Here is a 19,347-nt window from a genome sequence, read left to right on the forward strand (position 1 = left end):
CGAATGAGTATTGAATAATACAAATGGCTTTGCTAACCAGGGTTGGCTTTGCTTATAAAAATCGCCCGCTGACAATAAGGTCTTTATTCCCCGGGATGTATTTATAAAAACCTTCCCCGCTTTTTGCGCCGAGAAAACCGGCGGTGACCATATTAACCAGGAGCGGGCAGGGTGCATATTTAGGATTTCCAAAACCTTCCTGCAAAACGCGAAGGATGGAAAGACAAACGTCTAATCCGATAAAATCTGCCAGTTGCAGAGGACCCATCGGATGGGCCATTCCCAGTTTCATGACCGTGTCGATTTCCTGAACTCCCGCAACTCCCTCATAAAGACTGTAGATCGCCTCATTGATCATGGGCAGTAATATCCTGTTCGCAATAAATCCGGGATAGTCGTTTACGACACAAGGTGTTTTGCCCAGTTGGCCGCAAAGGGTCACTAATTGTTCCGTTATAGCAGGATCGGTGGCATATCCATTAATGACCTCCACCAGTTTCATGACCGGGACAGGGTTCATAAAATGAAGACCGATCACCGATTGGGGACGTTTGGTAGCAGAGGCGATCCTTGTGATGGATATAGACGAGGTATTGGAGGCCAGGATACAGCCTGCCGGAGCCAGTTCGTCCAGCTGACGGAAGATCTTCAATTTAAGCTCTGTATTTTCGGTGGCGGCTTCCACAACTAATTCGGCGTTTTTCACCCCTGACTCAACAGAATTGTGGGTGGTAATAGCTTTCAGGGTCGTTGTTTTGGCCTCTTCGGTAAGGGTGCCTTTGGCAATCTGTCTGTCCAGATTCCGGGTAATCGTTTGAAGGGCCTTTTCAAGCTGGATGTCATTTGTATCTACCAGACTTACACTAAATCCATGTTGAGCAAAAACATGCGCGATCCCATTACCCATGGTACCTGCACCAATGACGGAGACGTTTCCCCCCGGCCCCCTGAAGGGGGAGTTAAGCATGTCGCCGCTACTCTGGTTATCTGCGCTCATTTAAAGTCTTTTATTTATTTGAGAATCTTTCGGATAATTACTCCCCCTTCAGGGGGTTGGGGGGTATTAATTATTATTCCGGAAGTCACCTCTTTTCCAGGCTTGAATGAAATCTGCCCAGGCGATCGGGTTGAAGATATTTTGAGGCGGCGCCTGTCCCTGGTAATAGTATCGGGTGGCACTTTGTTTTAAATAATAACTGGTTGCTTCCCCTGCACTGGCCGGTAGACTTCTGGCCAATATCCTTCTTTTGGCGGCATCCGTATTTTGCCTCGCTACCTCGATACCGTCATCCGGTACAGGAGTGTTCACGAAATCCCGTTCGAATTGCTCCCTGGTCGGTTTGGGCTTAATGATGGTATAAGGAAGATATTGTGCATCAGTGACCAAAAGCTGGATCAGGCTATACTGGTTTCCCCGGAATGTATCCGGAACTTTCAGCAAATAGGGTTTGTAACCTATACTGGTGAATTCAATCTCATCCCCTTTTAGTACTACGATCGAAAAGACCCCCTGATCATTGGAAAAAGTCCCCTGATTGCGTCCTTTTACCACCACACTGACCATTGGAATGCCTTTAAGGCTGTCTGCGGTCATTATGACACCGTATAATTGGACTACTGAGTCTTTTAGCTTGTCAAACTGGGCATGTGCTGCAAAAGGGCCGGAAATCAATAAGATGTATAGTACAATTTTTTTCATTCAGTCTCAAAATTAAACTTTTAACCGCAAATCTTGAACAAAGTAAGGAGGGCAATGGTTAATTTTGTCTCAAAGTAAAGCTTTTAACAAAATCTTACGCATGACAAAGGAAAAAGTTTTAGAAGCCCTGAGTAATGTTCAGGAGCCGGATCTGGGTAAGGATATTGTGACCCTGAATATGGTGAAAGATATTGAGATCAACGGGAATTATGTTTCTTTTACGGTTGTGCTGACCACGCCTGCCTGTCCCATGAAGGATATGATAAAAAATGCCTGTATCAATGCGGTTCGTTTGCTGGTAAATAAAGAAGCTTCGGTAAATGTAAAGTTCACTTCTCAGACTACCTCAACACGGAAAGATACCCAGGCCGTACTTCCAAAGGTCAGAAATATAATTGCAGTGGTAAGCGGAAAAGGGGGAGTGGGAAAAAGCACCGTCGCGGCCAATTTTGCCCTCGCTTTGTCCCGGGGCGGCGCATCTGTAGGATTGATGGATGCCGATATTTATGGTCCGAGCGTGCCGATCATGTTTGGGGTCAGGGGAGAACGTCCAATGATGATGGGGGGAGGAGAAGGTGGAAAAGGATTGATCGTTCCCCTGGAAAAATATGGCATTAAATTAATGAGCATCGGTCTTTTGGTGGATGAGAAAAATGCGGTGGTCTGGAGAGGACCAATGGCCAGCAGTGCCATACGCCAATTCGTAACCGATGTAGCCTGGGACGAACTCGATTATCTGGTCATCGATATGCCTCCCGGCACTGGCGATATACACCTGACCCTGATGCAGACGGTCCCGGTTACGGGGGTAATTGTCGTTACGACTCCCCAGGACGTAGCACTGGCTGACGCCAAAAAAGGAATTGCCATGTTTGGCCAGGCTCAATTGAAAGTGCCGATCATCGGTTTGGTTGAAAATATGAGTTATTTTACTCCCGCTGAATTACCGGATAATAAATATTACCTGTTTGGCAAAGAGGGAGGCAAGCGCCTTGCTGAAGAATATGATATCCCTTTTCTGGGACAGATACCTCTGGTACAAAGTATCCGGGAAGGCGGCGATTCCGGAGTTCCCATTATGACAACCGATGATGCGATCACCAAAAAAGCCTTTTTGGATTTTGCCGGCAATGCTGTGCGGAGTATTGCCATGTTGAATGCCAATATGGGTGTGGCGAGAGTTGCAGAGCTTGTGAACGTTACGAACGAGATCTGATCAGTGTTCAGAACGAAATTCTGAGGTGGCGGCGTAAAAATTTCTAACTTACCGTTATGTATATTCCCAGGCGTTTCGAAGAAAAAGACCAGGAAAAGATCTATGGTTTCATCCGGGAGAATTCCTTTGCGATTCTGATCAGTATAAAGGAAGGTATTCCGATTGGCACTCATATTCCCTTGCAACTTGAAAAGGATGAAGAGGGAAAGGATATCCTGATGGGACATATTTCAAAAGGGAACGAGCAGAAATATACCCTCACCGATGGAGCGAAAGTGCTGGTCATTTTTACCGGACCCCATGCCTATGTGTCTCCCCGCTGGTATACGGAAATCAAGGTACCGACCTGGAATTATATTTCTGTTCATGTATACGGAACGGTGAAGATCGTGGAGGGCAATGAACTGAAAGCTGCCCTATCCCGGTTAACGCATACTTACGAACATACAATGCCGCATCCTTTGAAGATCGAAGATATTCCCGAAAAATCCTTTAACGATGATTTCAGGGGCATCATAGGTTTCAAAATTGTGATCGACGAGATGCAGGCTGCTTATAAGCTCAGCCAGAACCGTGATGAAGAGAGTTATCATAGTGTAATCGATCACCTGCAACTGGGGGATGAAGCGTCAAAAGGTGTAGCAGAGGAGATGAAAGATAGGAGATCCTCTTTATTCGGAGGAAAGGGAGAAAACAAGTAATTTTGACGCATGACACGTCATCAGTTAACGGAACAGATCAGGACTAAAGGCTCTTATCTTTGTGTTGGATTGGATTCCGATATTACGAAGATCCCCAAACATCTTCTTTCCCATCCCGACCCTGTCTTCGAATTCAACCGACAGATCATCGATGCGACACAGGACTATTGTGTCAGTTACAAGGTCAATACCGCTTTTTATGAATCTCAGGGGGTGAAGGGCTGGGAATCTATGGAGAAAACGGCCAATTATATTCCTTCTACGCATTTTAAGATAGCTGATGCCAAAAGAGGGGATATCGGAAATACTTCCTCCCAATATGCCAAAGCTTTTTTCGAGACCCTCGCTTTCGATGCGATCACGGTGGCGCCTTATATGGGGGAAGACAGTGTCAAACCCTTTTTAGCATACAAAGACAAATGGACGATTCTGCTGGGATTGACTTCCAATCCGGGCGCCCATGATTTCGAATTGCAGCAGGCCGGTGAGGGACTGTTATATGAAAAGGTATTGAAAACCGCTTCCGGCTGGGGCACTCCGGATAACCTGATGTTTGTCATTGGCGCTACCCGTGCCGACTGGTTCGATGGGGTTCGCAAACTTACTCCTGATCATTTTTACCTGGTTCCCGGTGTGGGCTCACAGGGGGGAAGCCTGGAAGCTATTTCAGCCAAAGCTATGAACAAGGAGGTTGGCCTATTGGTGAATGTCAGCCGTGATATTATTTTCGCTTCGGCCGGAACGGACTTTGCAGAACAGGCAGGGGTTAAAGCGAAGAACTATCAGTTGGAAATGAGCCGTTATCTTTAAAATCCCCTTCACTTTTCGAGATGACGAGGGTTGCTACACCATTGCCGATGATATTGGTAATGGCCCTGGCCTCACTCATGAATTTATCCACAGCTAACAGGAAGGCCAGACCTTCGACAGGGATCTTCTGAATGGCAGTCAGGGTAGAGGCCAGTACGATAAACCCGCTGCCCGTTACTCCGGCAGCACCCTTGGAGGTGACCATTAAGATGCCTAATATGGTCAACATTTCACCGGTTGTCAGATGAACATTATACAATTGGGCCAGAAAAATAATGGCCATCGAAAGATAAATGGAGGTGCCGTCGAGATTAAAAGAATAGCCCGTGGGAACAACCAACCCTACTACAGGTTTGCTGCATCCCATCCGTTCCAGCTTATTCATCAGGGAAGGAAGGGCAGCTTCGGAGGAGGAGGTGCCCAATACGATGAGAATTTCCTCTTTTATATTTTTTAAATAGCTCCAGATATTCAGATTAAAATAACGCAGGATCAATCCCAGGACGATAAAGATAAAAACGGCCATTGTACAATACATGGTCAGCATAAGTTTGCCGAGCGGCACTAATGTCCGTATCCCGAATTTACCGATGGTAAAGGCCATTCCCCCGAAGGCGCCCAGGGGAGCCAGCCACATGACATATTTTAATAAACGGAAAACGAATTTGGTGATGGGTTCCAGGAACTGCAGGATTTTTTCCCTGTCTTTTCTCAGACTTACTATTATCCCGGTTATAATAGCGAGCACCAATACCTGAAGGGTCAGGTTGGTAAAAAAGAATTCGGACCAGTTAATACCGCCGGTTCCCTGATGGGTATATTTGGAAGCATCCTGGACGCTCAAACCTGTTTTGTCGATCTTGCCAGGTTGGATAAGAATGGCCATCAATATACCGATCGCCAGGGAAAGGGTCGTTACGATCTCAAAATAAAGCAAGGATTTAATCCCGATCCGGCCTACTTTTTTCAAATCGCTCATTCCACTTATCCCTGTTACGATCGTGAGGAAAATGATCGGGGGTATGAAAAGCTTGACGATGCTAATAAAGGTCGTTCCGATCTTTTCTGTTTTGACGGCAACCGCAGGATAGAAATAGCCGAGCAGTATTGCTGCGATGAGTGCTACAAGAACCAGGAAGGTGAGATTGGTAAAAAGCCTGATAAACAGGTTACGGGGTTTGCCCGGGTTGGTTACAGCGGCCTTTAGATTTATATCGGTCAGAGATGCCATCAGTCAGGTTTAGTCAGGGCTTAAAAATTCTTCAAGATATGATAAAACCGGTAGACATCTTCGAACGAATTATAGAGCGGGGCAGGCGCTACCCGGACGACACCGGGCTCCCGGTAATCTACAATAATGCCTGAGTCGGTCATTTTCTGATGGATCTCTTTTGCCTTTTCTTCAAAATAAAGGGAAAGCTGGGAACCCCGGCGCCCGGGATCGGCAGGGGTCAGGATACTGAAACGGATATTTTTTAATTGATCCATCAGGTAGGACAAGTACGCGGTCAGTTCCAGGCTCTTGGACCGAATCCTTTCCATGCCGGCCTCTTCGAATATCTGCAGCGACGCTTTTAAGGCTATCATGTTAAATACCTGGTTGGTACTCTGGTTCCAACCTTCGGCACTCTGTTTGGCGATAAAACCTTTTTCCATTTTGAAACGGGTTGATTCTTCATTGCCCCACCATCCACCAAGCCGGACCAGATCCCTGTCAGCGGCATATTTTTCATGGATATACGCTCCCCCGACTGCACCGGGACCTCCATTCAGGTATTTATAGGAACACCAAACGGCAAAATCGACCTCCCATTCATGCAATTGCAAGGGTATATTTCCAACGACATGGGCAAGGTCAAATCCGGCCAGGGCTCCCGCTTTATGTGCAGCAGCCGTAATGACCGGGATGTCGAATAACTGACCGGTATAATAATTGATCCCCCCGAATAATATGAGAGATAAGGAATCTTTGTTTTGCTCAATGGCAGTGAGGATATCTTCTTCCCGGATAAGACGCTCTCCGTTGCGGGGATGGATCTCCACAATAGCATCTTCCGGTTCGAATCCGTGAAATCTTGCCTGGGTTTCAATCGCATATTGGTCTGAAGGGAAAGCTCCTGCTTCCATCAGGATCCTGTATCGCTGAGGGCCGGGACGATAGAAGGTCATTAAGAGAAGATGCAGGTTAACGGTTAATGCGTTCATTACGGTGACTTCTTTCTCCCGGCAGCCGACGATCCTGGAAAGAGGTTGCCTGAATGGCTGCTGATAGGTAAGCCAGGGGTTTTCTGCGTTCAGATATCCTCCGACTGCCAGATCCTTCCAGTCCTTTAGTTCCTGGTGAATGGCCCCTTCCACCTTTTTTGGTTGCAGTCCCAAAGAATTGCCACAGAAGTAAATTGCGTCTTTTCCCTGGTGTCGTGGAAAATAAAATTGAGAACGGATCTTATGCAGGGGATCTTCCCGGTCCTTTTGTTGCGCAAATTCCAGCGTTGGTTCGAATTGGCCTGGCATCGTCATGCTTTTAGCGCAAGATAAAAATAAAAACGGGTAGGAACCAGAGTAGTTCTAAATGCTTTGATCCGTGGATTTTTCTTTATTCTTGCCTTTGTCTTCATCCTCGTCGTCATCATCCTGATCTTCTTTACCCTTTTTGGAGCTACCGGAATGGGATAGCCGCACTGATCCGAAGCTGCTCTTGATCTTTATCCTGGCGTTCCCTTCTCCGGCTTTCCCGTTATAATCCTTATCGAAATGCGGACCATAATCTTTTTCGTCCTCCCGCTGTTCCTTTATTTTGAATTCACTGTCGTTATGGAAGCTGCCAAAACTGGTGTGGATATCAAATTCAGCCGAAAGGCTTTTGGTAACGATCATTCTTACTCCCGAGTAAGACTCGAATACAGAAAGCTCTTTTATATTGTCACCAACGTTTACCTGTACATTATGGGAAAATTCACTGGTGATCTTTACATTCCCGCTCACTTTTCCAATGGTGGATTCCTTGTTGAATTTAAAAACAATTTTGCCATTGCTAACCTCCGTGATGGTGGCTTTGCCGAACTCCACATCTATGGCATCGACATTGCTCAACCTGCCGGTGTTCAAACTACCGAACTTGCTGGTAAGGTTGACCTGCCCGTTATAATCCGGCACGCTCAATTTACCAAAGCTGTTCTCGAGCTGGAGGCGGTTGCCGGATGGCATATGGACAACATAGTCAATATAAAATGCCCTTTCCTCGTCGCCATTTCCGGATTTGTTTTTACCGTTATGGATCTCGCCAACCTTGGTCTTATAAGCGATGATATTGCCGTTATGCGTTTCTTTGACATCGATCTCGTTCATGATGTCCTGCGCCTTTTCTTCCGAAGAAGCCCTGGCTCCAATCTCGATATCGACAGTTATTTCATTTTTATCCCAGGTACTGATAATCACATTGCCGAAGGAATTCTCTATTTCCAGTTTGTCATCTGCCGTAACGGAATAGGATTTATTGATCGTTCTTTTTTTCTTCACGTCTTCCACGCCTCTGTCGGCCAGGCTGAACACCGGGATGGATAAAGCGAGAAAAAGGAATATAGAACTATATTGTTTTATATGCTTTTTCATATGCTGTTTTTTTAGAATGATTGATTTGTTTGATGATGGTAAGCTGATGGTTCAGTAACCCCATCTGCAGCTGGAGATTCTGTACCATGGCCTCCAATAATTGTTCGCGATTGGGGTTTTTTGGTAATTGATGTTCGAGTGTCCGGTAAATACTGTCCAGTTTGTTTACATCCCCTGCAAATTGCTTATAAAGAAGGGGTTCATCTTTCTCAATGGTTTTCAGTTCTTTGTGTTTGATTTCCACCAGCCTGGCGTAGTGGTACATTTCTTCTTTGAAAACGGACTCCGGCTCTTCGCTGGTTTCTCCGAAATTATCTTTTGGTTTGTGCGAAGCCAGATTCAAAGGTTCTTTTGTCGCAGGGGTTATGCCGGTATTGTCCGGCCCTGCCTGCTGAGGATCTTTTGCACCCGCCGTTCCGCCCGGGGTTCCTGCTGGGGTTTCGTTGGACGCTTCTTTACTTTTCGCATCCGATCCGGTGGCTTGGCGGGATACTCCGGCGATATCCGGTTGGTTCTTTTTTGTACCCCGGATCATATACAACCAGGCCCCTGTCCCGATCAGGAAGATGACGGCTGCGGCGGCGCTCCAGCGGATCCATTGGACCCTGACGAGCGGCGTGGCCTTTTTTTTTCCCGGCTCCAGCTGGAGCTGGATCTTTTCCCAGACTTTTTTTCCCGGCTCATCTGCGTCAAATTCCTCGCGATGGTCGGTTACGAATTTCTCTAACCGGCTGTTCATGATAACGCTCCTTGTTTTATAAAAAGCAACAATTTTTGTTTTGCCCGCATATACTGGGTCCTTACTGTAGCATGAGATACCCGCAGGATCTCCGCTATTTCCTCCTGATCATATCCTTCGAAAAGGTAAAGGGTCAATACCGTCCTATAGCCATTCGGCAGCAGCGCGACCGCTTTTTTTATGTCTTCCACTTTCAACTTCAGTTCCTCTTCATCCAAGTCTTCTTCTTCCGGTAAATGCCCGACATTGGCTTTTTCAATATCTATCAGGTTCATTTTTCGTTTGCGCAGCTGATTGATCGATTTATTGATGACAATCCGCTTCAGCCAGGCCCCGAATGTGGATTTATAATGAAATTCCTCCAAAGACCGGAAAGCATCGGCAAATGCTTCCTGCAAGACATCTTCCGCATCTCCGGTATGGTTGACTATACGCAGGCTGGTATTATACATGGCCTTTGCATATTTATGATACAGCTCAGCGAAACTCCGGGAGTCCCCCTGTTTGCATCGTTCTACCAACTCATCCCGTAGTATTGGTTCTGTCAATTCCAAACAAGCTGTTTTAGCATTCATTGTGTTACCCGGAATCCAGTAAATCTTTGATAATGAACATTCTGGTAAAACTCACTGGCAATTCCTCCTATTAAATACACAGGTTGTAATGGCATGTTGCATTACAGGTGTAAAATAAATACAAAAAATGCCGATAAGGCGGCTTTTTCTTACTTTAGCGGCACAAATAAAAACTGGGGTCATGGCTGCCTTAAACACGAATAATAACACGAGCATTAACACCGGTCCTACTACAAAAACCGATGTTTTCCAGAGTCCGGACTACTTCCAACTTGATGAATTGCTGACAGATGAGCATAAATTGATCCGGGAATCGGTAAGAACTTACGTTAAAAAGGAGATATCCCCCATTATCGAAGATTATGCCCAAAAGGCGGAATTCCCCACCCAAATTGTTAAGCAATTGGGAGATCTGGGTTGTTTTGGCCCTACCATCCCGGAACAATATGGAGGGGGAGGCCTGGATTATATAAGTTATGGCCTGATGATGCAGGAACTGGAAAGAGGCGATAGCGGGGTCAGGTCTACGGCATCCGTACAGGGATCCCTGGTCATGTTCCCCATCTATGAATTTGGAAGCGAGGAACAACGGAAAAAATACCTGCCCAAATTGGCCAGCGGAGAATGGCTGGGGTGTTTCGGTCTGACGGAACCGAATCATGGCAGCGATCCCAGTGGGATGTTAAGCAATATAAAGGATGCCGGCGACCATGTGGTCCTGAATGGCAGTAAAATGTGGATCAGTAATGCTCCCTTTTCCCAGGTTGCAGTGGTCTGGGCAAAGGACGAGCAGGGAGATATACGGGGAATGATCCTGGAGAGGGGAATGGAAGGTTTCACAACCCCTACCACCCACGGAAAATGGAGCCTTCGTGCCTCTGCTACAGGTGAGCTGGTATTTGATCATGTAAAAGTGCCTAAAGAGAACATTTTTCCTAATATAAAGGGACTGAAAGGCCCGTTGAGCTGTCTGACAAAGGCCAGATACGGCATTGCCTGGGGAACGGTTGGAGCAGCGATGGATTGTTATGACACTGCCCTGCGATATAGCAAGGAAAGGATCCAGTTCGACCGGCCTATCGGAGGCTTTCAGCTACAGCAAAAGAAACTGGCAGAAATGGTCACCGAGATTACAAAGGCCCAATTGCTGAACTGGCGTCTGGGCGTATTGATGAGCCAGGGGAAAGCCACTCCCGCCCAGGTTTCCATGGCCAAACGCAATGGTTGTGAGATCGCTGCTCAGATAGCCAGGGATGCCCGGCAGGTGCTTGGCGGTATGGGGATTACCGGCGAATATCCAATCATGCGCCATATGATGAATATTGAAAGCGTTATTACCTACGAGGGTACGCATGATGTTCATTTATTGATCACCGGAATGGATATTACCGGGCTGAATGCATTTAAATGAACCCTCCTGAACCCTCCCTGAAGGGAGGGCTTTGGCGTAGGGGTTAAGGAGGCATATGAAGATATTTCTGATAGGTTTCATGGGGTCCGGCAAGACGTATTGGGGTAATTTGCTTTCCGCAAAACTACACCTGCCCTTCCGGGACCTGGATTCGGTGATCATCGAAAGGGAAAAGAAATCGGTCTCGCAGATTTTCGCTGAAAAAGGGGAGGAATATTTCCGGTACCAGGAGAAAGAGGTATTGGAAGGGCTCGTAGAGGAGCAAGAAAGTTTTATCCTTTCCTGCGGTGGCGGTACGCCATGTTTTTTTAACAATATCGAATTCATGAAGAAGAACGGGAAGGTGATCTGGCTGAACACTTCCATAGATGTATTAAAAGAACGCCTGGTAAAGGAAAAGATGACCCGCCCCTTGATCAGGGACATTAACGATGACGATTTGAGGAAATATATCAGCCGGAAACTGAGTGAACGGAAATTGTATTATGAAAAGGCGCACCTAATGGTCAATGAAGAAAGTATTTCCCTGGAGCAGTTGATCCACCTGTTGTTCCAGGAACAGAGCGAAAAGGAAGGGGACAGGGAAGAATAAACATAATAAAGGATTTAATAAAGATGAACAAACAATTTCTTTCCATAGCTGCCGGATTAGGTGCTCTTTCCGTGGCCCTTGGTGCGTTTGCCGCGCACAAGCTAAAGGAGATCGTAAGCCCGGAGGTGGTAGCCGTTTTTGAAACAGGTGTCCGCTACCAGTTCTATCATGTATTTGCCCTTTTGATAGTAGCCATGTTATCGGAAAAACACTCCTATAAATATATGATCTGGGCCGGGAATTGTTTTATTACCGGGATCATCCTGTTCTCCGGTTCCTTATATCTTATTACTGCATTGAAGATCTCGGGGAGCGCTCACCTGAATATTGTCGGACCTTTAACTCCGGTTGGCGGCCTCTTTTTTATAGCCGGATGGATCTTCCTTTGGCGGGGCGTTCAGAAAGGATCCGACAGGTAATGAGCAGTGGGGTAGGGGGAATGAATGGTTAATGGTTAGGAAATGATTAGGTCGGCTTTTCATAAGGCAAGATTGAAGGTGGTGCGGGTCCCTTCCTGATTCTCGATCAGGAATTCTCCATCGATGGAGCTCATTCTTTTTTTCATATTGTTCAGCCCATTGCTGAATTTCCGAAGTTTTTCCATATTTATACCGACGCCGTCATCCTTAATCTCGATGATCAGTCTTTCGCTGACGGAGATATTGATCCTGACGGTGGAACCCTGAGAATGTTTGGCCACATTGTTCAGTGCTTCTTTAACGGATAAAAAGATATTCCTGCGTTTTTCTCCGCTAATCTCCCTTGGGGCAATAGAAGCAGGCATATTGAAATAACAATCGATGGCCGTGCTCTCAAAGAATTCAACCGCATATGACCGGATATAGGCGACAAGATTCTCCACCGAATCGTTGGAACTGGTCATAGTCCAGATGATGGTATTCATTTTATTGAGAAGCTCATTGGCAGAATGAGAGATTTTTTCAATTTCCGGTAAGGTTTGCCCTTTCATCTTGGATTTGACGATCTCACTCATCAGGCGGATGGCGGTGACCCCTGATCCCAGTTCATCATGCATGTCGGCAGAGATCCGGTTGCGTTCATCCTGTTTGGCGGCTAATACGGCCACCTGTTTTTCCAATTCTTTTCTTTCCGTCTCCAGTTTCAGTTTTTCTTCTTTCTGGATGCTGAGAATGATCTCCATTTTATTCTTATAGGTCAGGGCGAACAGGAAAAATAAAAGCTCGATGGTGATGCCGGCTTCATAATAGAATAAGGCCAGGTTCCAGACCGAGGACCCTTTTACCAGTTTGAAATTGGTGGAAATGATAACCTGCGATACGATGGATAGCAGACACAAGGATATATTCCCCAGTACGATATAATTCATCAACTGGTTCCGGTATCCTAATCCTTTCCAGATAAAAATAAAGGAAAGGACGAGCAGCACGATCTTCGTACTGTCTTCCATAAAGTTGGGGATCCGGAAATCCGGAGAAAGGAAATAGGTAAGAATATATAATACAGTCAACCCGATGATGGCTGCCGAACCCCAGAAAAGATAGCGGTCCAGATCGGGGTAATTCTTTTTTGTTTCCAGGAATTTACGATGGAAAAAAATATACGATATATAACCTAAGCAAAAAATGATATTATCCAGGAAACTTTCGAAAAAGAAATTAAAGGGAGTCGTTACATTATGCAGGGTGGATTTAAGGAACAAAAGAACGCTGAGACAAATGGCATAACCGGCATAATAGAGGAACTCCGGTTTGGCTGTCTGCGCATACTGACTCACCGCGTAAAAAATCATCATCAGCATGATCCCTGCAAACAGATTGGTAATTATATCGATGATCGTCCGGTTCTTATGGTTGAGAATGATCCCTTGTTTGATGAAATTGGTCCGGGTTAGGGTTGGATTGATGGAATTGGTAGGAGATTTGATAAAGGAAAGGATCACAAAGTAGGTGTTCCGGGAATGAGGGGCCATGCTTATCTGGCGATAACCCAAACTATCCGGATCATTGGGCAATATATCCGGCAGGATTTTTACCTGCCCCGGGGTTGAATCGTTCATGGAATAAAGCCGGATGGTATCATAGAAAAAACCGGGGCATAAGAATACGACAACCTCCTGATCACTACTGTTGGAAAGCACGAATTTTAATACCGCTTTTGTGTTGACATGGCTGACCGGAATAAAGTGTTCATATTTTTTTGTGCCTCTGACCGGGAAGGATAGGGAAGGCAGCTCGGCCGGGGAAATCGTATTTGTTTTTGAAAAGTAAAGAGAGGTATATTCTGAAATATCGTCCAAAATGCCTGTTTTTGCCAGATCGGCAGCCGGAAGCTCCCGGGCGGATTGAGCCAGGATGGTTGATCTGTTAAAGGAGAGCAGCAGAAAGACCAGAATGGCCCTGATATAATTGGATGGGTTAGAAATGGTTTGCCCTGCCATGGAGCTTATTTGCGATTTAAAAGGTAAAGTAAATAAAAATATTCACTACTCACGTATATTTGTGATCATGGCAAACCGACTGAAGTCAAAGAAAAGCCAAGCGCCTGTTGCCGATAAACTGAAGCCTGAAAAAGACTCTCAGGTGACTGTCAAACAAATCGTGAAAGACGAACGCACCCATAAGATAACCGGGGCTGTTTTTCTATTACTGGCTCTTTTTCTTTTTATTGCATTTACCTCTTATCTATATACCTGGAAAGAAGACCAGGATAAGGTGTTCCATCACGGAGCGTCCATACTGCTGCCATCCTCCGAAATAAAGGTGGCTAACCTGCTGGGCAACCTGGGAGCACTGGTTTCACATTTTTTTTTCTATAAGGGCTTCGGACTCGCCTCCTATCTTTTTTGTTCCTTCCTTTTTATCCTGGGAGTGAACTTTCTGTATACACGAAAAGTGTTTTCGATCGGCCGTAACCTGCGTTATGTGCTGGCAGGCCTTATCTTCTTTTCGGTAGCATTAGCCTTTGTTACCCGGGGAAATGGGTTTCCCTGGGGCGGAGCCGTTGGAGATATGATCAGTGACTGGCTTACCCGTTTCCTTGGCAAGCTGGGTACAGCCGCCTTGCTGATGGTTGCCGGATTGGCCTATTTTATCTGGAGATTCAACCCGGTATTCAAAGTGCCAAAAATGCCCAAAATACCTTCCCTTCCCCTGAAGGAAAAAGGAATGGATCCGGCTTCTGCTGAAGTGGGCCGCGAAGAAGGTGCCCGGTTATTCGTCGATGAGGGCTTCAGTAATATGAAGGGTAATATCATGAAAGGGGAAGGCTTGGTGGCGATTATTCCTCCAAAAAGCAATAAGGAGATTGAACCCGAAATTGATTTTCAGATCATTGAAAAGGAACCGGAGCCTGAGGCCTTTTTACCGCAGGATGAACCTGATTACGGAAAAGAACCCGATTTTGAAGAAGAACCGGAAACACCCTTTCAGGAAGAAATACCGGCGCTGATCCTTCCGCCGGTTGTGCCTCCCCTGACAGGGACAGGATTTAATACGGGTAATAATAAGGGTAAGAACGCTGATCTGGAGCTGGAAATCAAACCCATCCCGGAAGAGGGAAATAATATAGGTATAGAGGAGGGAGCAGAAGAAGGCGTTATATCGGCTCCTATGCCGGATTATGAACCAACCCTGGATCTGCGCGATTACAAATATCCTTCCCTGGATCTTCTCGAAGCTCATGGCAGTGATAAAATCATCCAGGATGCGGCGGAGCTGGAGATGAATAAGAACCAGATCATCAATACCCTGAAGAACTATGATATTCTGATCCAGAAGATCAGTGCTACAGTTGGTCCAACGGTGACGCTATATGAAATCGTGCCTGCTCCCGGAGTCCGAATTTCCCGGATCAAGAACCTGGAAGATGATATCGCGCTAAGCCTGGCTGCCCTGGGTATACGTATCATTGCACCGATCCCCGGAAAGGGAACGATCGGTATCGAGGTGCCGAATGTAAAAAAGACGATCGTGAGCATGCGAACCCTGCTTGCCTCCGAAAAATTCCAGCATAGTACTTTTGCCCTGCCTATTGCGATCGGTAAAAAAATTGACAATGAAAATTTTATTGTCGATCTGGCTGCGATGCCGCATCTTTTAATGGCAGGAGCAACCGGGCAGGGTAAATCGGTTGGATTGAATGCCATCCTTGTCTCCCTGTTGTATAAAAAACATCCTTCCCAGCTAAAACTGGTGCTGGTGGATCCGAAGAAAGTAGAATTGAGCATTTACCGGACCATCGAAAAACATTTTCTGGCAAAATTGCCCGGTGAGGAGGAATCGATCATAACGGATACCAAAAAAGTGATCCATACGCTGAATGCCTTGTGTATTGAAATGGACAACCGCTACGATCTATTGAAGGAAGCAGGCGCCCGTAATATCAGGGAATACAATGAAAAGTTCATCAAACGCAGGTTGAATCCCCAGAAAGGACATCAATATCTTCCCTTTATCGTGCTGGTGGTTGACGAATTTGCCGATCTGATCATGACGGCCGGAAAGGAGGTGGAAATGCCTATCGCCCGGCTTGCGCAGTTGGCCCGCGCCGTTGGAATACACTTGATCATTGCTACCCAGCGCCCTTCTGTCAATATCATTACAGGAACCATCAAAGCCAATTTTCCGGCCCGTATCGCTTTCAAGGTTTCTTCCAAGATCGATTCGAGGACCATTTTGGATGCAGGAGGTGCGGAACAACTGATAGGCAAAGGGGACATGCTTATCTCCTATAACGGAGAGATAACCCGTTTGCAATGTGCTTTCGTTGACACACCGGAAGTCGAAGAGGTTACGGAATTCATCGGCAAACAAAGGGGTTATCCGCAGGCCTTTCTTTTACCTGAATATGTAGATGAAAAAGATATGGAAGGCAAGGATTTTGACCTGGGTGACCGCGACCCTTTGTTTGAAGAGGCCGCCCGTATGATCGTGCAGAACCAGATTGGCTCAACTTCCCTGCTGCAACGCCGGATGAAACTGGGGTATAACCGGGCGGGCCGCCTGATGGACCAACTCGAGGCAGCGGGAGTTGTAGGTCCCGGGCAAGGTAGTAAAGCCCGTGATGTGCTTATCAAGACAGAAATGGAACTGGATCAATATCTTAATCCTTAACCCTTAAATCTTCCCTTTACCCTTAAACTTCCGTTATTTCGCTATAAACGTGGAAAGGCTATCTTCTTTTGAAATATCTTTGCGCCTTCAATTTCCAGGCTCCCGTTCTTTTGCGGATGGGCACACTTTAACAGAATAACATATGAACGTCGATAAAATGAAAAATATGAATTTGGATAAAAGATCATCTGGTATTACCAGTTTATTGATAGGTGGATTTATACTGGCTTCCTTATTCGGGGCACAGGCGCAGAACAACAGCCTTGGTAAAAATGATCCGGAGGCAAAAAAGGTATTGGATGCCCTAAGCACGAAATTAAAGACGTATAAATCGATACAAGCCAATTTTACGCTGAAAGTCGAAGATGCGAAAGGCAAGGTACAGGGAAGTAAAAGCGGTCTGATCTATCTGAAAGGGGATAAATATCATGTCAGCATGGCCGGGCAGGATATCTTCAGCGATGGGAAAGACTCCTGGATGTATGATAAATCTTCCAATGAGGTGACTATCACCAAAACAGACCCGTCTACCAAAACGATCAGTCCGGATAAACTGTTTACCAATTTTTATGATAAGGATTTCCTGTATAAACTGAATGGAGAGAGCAAAATAGGCACCCGCACGGTTCAGGAGGTCGAGCTGACTCCTGCAGACAAGTCCAAACCTCTTTTTAAAGCGCTCCTATATATTGATAAAGCCCTGCATTCGCTGATCAGTGTCAAATGGTTCGAAAAGAGCGGCAACCGCTACACACTTACTACCCAAAAGCTGAATGGCAATGCTCCGCTTACAGATGCACAACTCTCTTATACCAAAGGAAAATTTCCCGGTGCCGAGGAAGTGGATCTGAGGAATTAGAATAAGGTGCTACCTGCTTCCCCACCGGAAAGTGGAAATATCCAGACCTGCCAGATCCAGGACCCGGTCTACTACTGTTGCAGCCAATTCTTCCAGATTGCGTGGCCTACTGTAAAAGGAGGGGGTAGCGGGACAAATAATGCCTCCTGCAAGGGTCAGGGTCTCCATATTCCGGATATGTATGAGGTTATAAGGAGTGTCCCGCACCACACAGATCAGTTTTCTTCTTTCTTTTAAAACGACATCGGCGGCCCGGGTGATCAGATCGGATGACATTCCGGTGGCTATCCGGCCCAGGGTACCCATCGAACAGGGTATAATGATCATGGTATTGTATTTTCCCGAGCCGGAGGCAAATGGCGCTGAGAAATCCTGCTGTGTGAAAAAAGGGAGCGTATAATCCTTATAGGATTCATTCTCCAACTCCGTTCTCCATACTTCCTTTGCGTTTTCGGTCATGATCACCGACACCGCCTGCCATTGGTCTTTCAGGGCTGCCAGTTTATCCAAAAGCAGTCTTGCATAGATCGATCCACTGGCTCCTGTCACCGCAACGACAATTTTATGCATGGTATTTCGTTAGTTTTATAAGGAAAAACAAAAGAGAAAACAAAAGTACTATGCAAAAATGGAAAGGGTCGTTTTTATCTGAGTGGAAAGGTTTGTTTTTGATCCTGTGGATCGTGGTTTTTTCCAGTGCAGGAAGACCCGTCGCCTATAATACCAATCAACCCGGTCTTCGATCTCCTGTAAAAACAAATAATACGATAGATCCGGTTCCCACAGCGGCAGCAACGGAGGAAGGGATAAACTGGTTGAGCGTGGAAGAAGCAGCAGGTAAATTGCAAAAGGAAAAACGCCCTGTTCTCATCGATCTCTACACCACCTGGTGCGGATGGTGCAAACAAATGGACAAAAAGACGTATTCCAATAAGAAGGTAGCGCAATACCTGGGGGATAAATTTTACCCCGTAAAGCTGGATGCAGAAACACATGCCGTGATCAATTGGAATGGGAAAGCTTATTCTTTCAGTGCTGCCTACAAATCCAATGAATTCGCCCTTTATCTGACCCAGGGCAGGCTCGAGTTCCCAACAACTATCATAATCCCTCCGGGCGGAGAACCTCAGGCGATTCCCGGTTATATGCAACCTCGCGAACTCGAATTGCTGGTCAAATACTTTGGGGAAGGAAACTTTGAAAAGGTCTCCTTTGACCAGTTTCAGAAAGGCTTTAAGGCGACCTGGTAGTGAGACCTGGAAGTGATCTAATGGTTTTCCCTGTTTTTTAGCCAACCAGTCAAAATAGACATAAGCGTAAATACTTACGTTTTTTACGTTTATTTACTACCCCTGCACCTCAAATGACTATAACGATTTAGCTCCTGGTAGATAACATAATACTCTTAAAGGATTAATTCAATATCAAAGGCTTGATCTAAATCAATATAATGGTAACTGGGTAAAAAAAATTTGGCCTTGCCGCTAAGGTTTCCCCATTAAGGTCTTATATTTGTTTTTTCATAGGATAAGGTTTAATGGTTAATGGTATTTGATTAGTGCAGCCCCGCTTCGGCGGGGCTTTTTTGTGTCCGGGCCCCAGGGCTCTTTTAGTTAAAACTTGTCGCCCAGGGCCCCGGACACAAAAAATCTATGCGTAGCGCCCAAGAGGAGAGCCTCTTGGGAATCTCCGCTTTTTAGAAGATGTTTTCTTCTGAAAAGATGTTTCTTCTGAAAAGTTTCTTCTGCCATAATGTTTGGCGCCCTGGGCTCTTTTAGTTAAAACTTGTCGCCCAGGCCCCCGGACACAAAAAATCTATGCGTGGCGCCCAAGAGGAGAGCCTCTTGGGAATCTCCCCTTTTTAGAAGAGGTTTTCTTCTGAAAAGTTTCTTCTTCTAAAAAGTTTCTTCTGCCATAATGTTTGGCGCCCTGGGCTCTTTTAGTTAAAACTTGTCGCCCAGGGCCCCGGACACAAAAAATCTATGCGTGGCGCCCAAGAGGAGAGCCTCTTGGGAATCTCCCCTTTTTAGAAGAGGTTTT

18 protein-coding genes are annotated in these 19,347 nt (G+C 46.0%); 9 read left to right on the forward strand and 9 right to left on the reverse strand.

Going from position 1 to position 19,347, the window contains the following annotated elements:
• Window positions 1–52: 52 nt before the first annotated feature.
• Both ACX0G9_RS20920 and ACX0G9_RS20925 read right to left on the reverse strand, forming a co-directional pair.
• The gene (locus ACX0G9_RS20920; RefSeq protein ID WP_459066902.1) at window positions 53–997 is read right to left on the reverse strand and encodes a 3-hydroxyacyl-CoA dehydrogenase family protein; all 945 of its coding nucleotides are present in this window, start codon (window positions 995–997) and stop codon (window positions 53–55) included.
• A gap of 66 nt (window positions 998–1,063) precedes the next feature.
• Complete coding sequence (locus ACX0G9_RS20925) at window positions 1,064–1,699, reverse strand: carboxypeptidase-like regulatory domain-containing protein (RefSeq protein WP_459066903.1); 636 nt, start codon at window positions 1,697–1,699, stop codon at window positions 1,064–1,066.
• A 100-nt stretch (window positions 1,700–1,799) separates the two neighbouring features.
• Between ACX0G9_RS20925 and ACX0G9_RS20930 the strand changes: the two genes are divergently transcribed.
• From ACX0G9_RS20930 to pyrF, 3 genes are read left to right on the forward strand one after another with little or no spacing between them, the layout of a single operon-like run.
• Window positions 1,800–2,915 carry an Mrp/NBP35 family ATP-binding protein gene (locus tag ACX0G9_RS20930; RefSeq protein ID WP_459066904.1) on the forward strand — a complete coding sequence of 372 codons (1,116 nt, stop codon included), beginning with the start codon at window positions 1,800–1,802 and terminating at the stop codon, window positions 2,913–2,915.
• Window positions 2,916–2,971: 56 nt separating this feature from the next.
• Window positions 2,972–3,616, forward strand: a complete 645-nt coding sequence (locus ACX0G9_RS20935) for an FMN-binding negative transcriptional regulator (protein ID WP_459066905.1) — start codon at window positions 2,972–2,974, stop codon at window positions 3,614–3,616.
• 9 nt (window positions 3,617–3,625) lie between these two features.
• Window positions 3,626–4,426 (forward strand): orotidine-5'-phosphate decarboxylase, encoded by an 801-nt coding sequence (pyrF, locus tag ACX0G9_RS20940; RefSeq protein ID WP_459066906.1) that lies wholly within the window; start codon window positions 3,626–3,628, stop codon window positions 4,424–4,426.
• Here the strand turns inward: pyrF and ACX0G9_RS20945 are convergent.
• From ACX0G9_RS20945 to ACX0G9_RS20965, 5 genes are read right to left on the reverse strand one after another with little or no spacing between them, the layout of a single operon-like run.
• Window positions 4,383–5,657, reverse strand: coding sequence for a cation:dicarboxylate symporter family transporter (locus ACX0G9_RS20945; protein WP_459066907.1), 1,275 nt, complete (start codon window positions 5,655–5,657; stop codon window positions 4,383–4,385). The two genes, pyrF and ACX0G9_RS20945, sit on opposite strands and share 44 nt — an antisense overlap.
• 20 nt (window positions 5,658–5,677) lie before the next feature.
• On the reverse strand, window positions 5,678–6,940 hold the full coding sequence (gene kynU, locus ACX0G9_RS20950; protein ID WP_459066908.1) for a kynureninase: 1,263 nt from the start codon (window positions 6,938–6,940) through the stop codon (window positions 5,678–5,680).
• Window positions 6,941–6,994: 54 nt separating this feature from the next.
• On the reverse strand, window positions 6,995–8,038 hold the full coding sequence (locus ACX0G9_RS20955) for a DUF4097 family beta strand repeat-containing protein (protein ID WP_459066909.1): 1,044 nt from the start codon (window positions 8,036–8,038) through the stop codon (window positions 6,995–6,997).
• Window positions 8,013–8,777: a hypothetical protein gene (locus ACX0G9_RS20960; RefSeq protein WP_459066910.1), complete on the reverse strand. Its 765-nt coding sequence runs from the start codon at window positions 8,775–8,777 to the stop codon at window positions 8,013–8,015. The genes ACX0G9_RS20955 and ACX0G9_RS20960 overlap by 26 nt, the downstream gene beginning before the upstream one ends.
• Window positions 8,774–9,331, reverse strand: coding sequence for an RNA polymerase sigma factor (locus ACX0G9_RS20965; protein WP_459066911.1), 558 nt, complete (start codon window positions 9,329–9,331; stop codon window positions 8,774–8,776). The genes ACX0G9_RS20960 and ACX0G9_RS20965 overlap by 4 nt, the downstream gene beginning before the upstream one ends.
• A 202-nt stretch (window positions 9,332–9,533) precedes the next feature.
• On the opposite strand from ACX0G9_RS20965, the gene ACX0G9_RS20970 reads away from it, so the two are divergent.
• From ACX0G9_RS20970 to ACX0G9_RS20980, 3 genes are read left to right on the forward strand one after another with little or no spacing between them, the layout of a single operon-like run.
• The gene (locus ACX0G9_RS20970) at window positions 9,534–10,763 is read left to right on the forward strand and encodes an acyl-CoA dehydrogenase family protein (protein WP_459066912.1); all 1,230 of its coding nucleotides are present in this window, start codon (window positions 9,534–9,536) and stop codon (window positions 10,761–10,763) included.
• Window positions 10,764–10,818: 55 nt separating this feature from the next.
• On the forward strand, window positions 10,819–11,355 hold the full coding sequence (locus ACX0G9_RS20975) for a shikimate kinase (RefSeq protein ID WP_459066913.1): 537 nt from the start codon (window positions 10,819–10,821) through the stop codon (window positions 11,353–11,355).
• Window positions 11,356–11,378: 23 nt separating this feature from the next.
• Complete coding sequence (locus tag ACX0G9_RS20980) at window positions 11,379–11,774, forward strand: DUF423 domain-containing protein (RefSeq protein ID WP_459066914.1); 396 nt, start codon at window positions 11,379–11,381, stop codon at window positions 11,772–11,774.
• A 59-nt stretch (window positions 11,775–11,833) separates the two neighbouring features.
• Here the strand turns inward: ACX0G9_RS20980 and ACX0G9_RS20985 are convergent, their stop codons facing one another.
• Window positions 11,834–13,774, reverse strand: a complete 1,941-nt coding sequence (locus ACX0G9_RS20985; RefSeq protein ID WP_459066915.1) for a sensor histidine kinase — start codon at window positions 13,772–13,774, stop codon at window positions 11,834–11,836.
• Window positions 13,775–13,841: 67 nt separating this feature from the next.
• Here ACX0G9_RS20985 and ACX0G9_RS20990 point away from each other — a divergent pair, with 67 nt between their 5' ends.
• Both ACX0G9_RS20990 and ACX0G9_RS20995 read left to right on the forward strand, forming a co-directional pair.
• Window positions 13,842–16,448, forward strand: coding sequence for an FtsK/SpoIIIE family DNA translocase (locus ACX0G9_RS20990; protein ID WP_459066916.1), 2,607 nt, complete (start codon window positions 13,842–13,844; stop codon window positions 16,446–16,448).
• A 166-nt stretch (window positions 16,449–16,614) separates the two neighbouring features.
• On the forward strand, window positions 16,615–17,307 hold the full coding sequence (locus tag ACX0G9_RS20995) for a LolA family protein (protein WP_459066917.1): 693 nt from the start codon (window positions 16,615–16,617) through the stop codon (window positions 17,305–17,307).
• A gap of 9 nt (window positions 17,308–17,316) precedes the next feature.
• Here ACX0G9_RS20995 and ACX0G9_RS21000 read toward each other — a convergent pair whose 3' ends face one another.
• Window positions 17,317–17,877, reverse strand: a complete 561-nt coding sequence (locus tag ACX0G9_RS21000) for a UbiX family flavin prenyltransferase (protein WP_459066918.1) — start codon at window positions 17,875–17,877, stop codon at window positions 17,317–17,319.
• Window positions 17,878–17,927: 50 nt separating this feature from the next.
• Here ACX0G9_RS21000 and ACX0G9_RS21005 point away from each other — a divergent pair, with 50 nt between their 5' ends.
• The gene (locus ACX0G9_RS21005) at window positions 17,928–18,557 is read left to right on the forward strand and encodes a thioredoxin family protein (RefSeq protein WP_459066919.1); all 630 of its coding nucleotides are present in this window, start codon (window positions 17,928–17,930) and stop codon (window positions 18,555–18,557) included.
• Window positions 18,558–19,347: the final 790 nt, after the last annotated feature.

Source organism: Flavitalea flava (genome assembly GCF_054461575.1).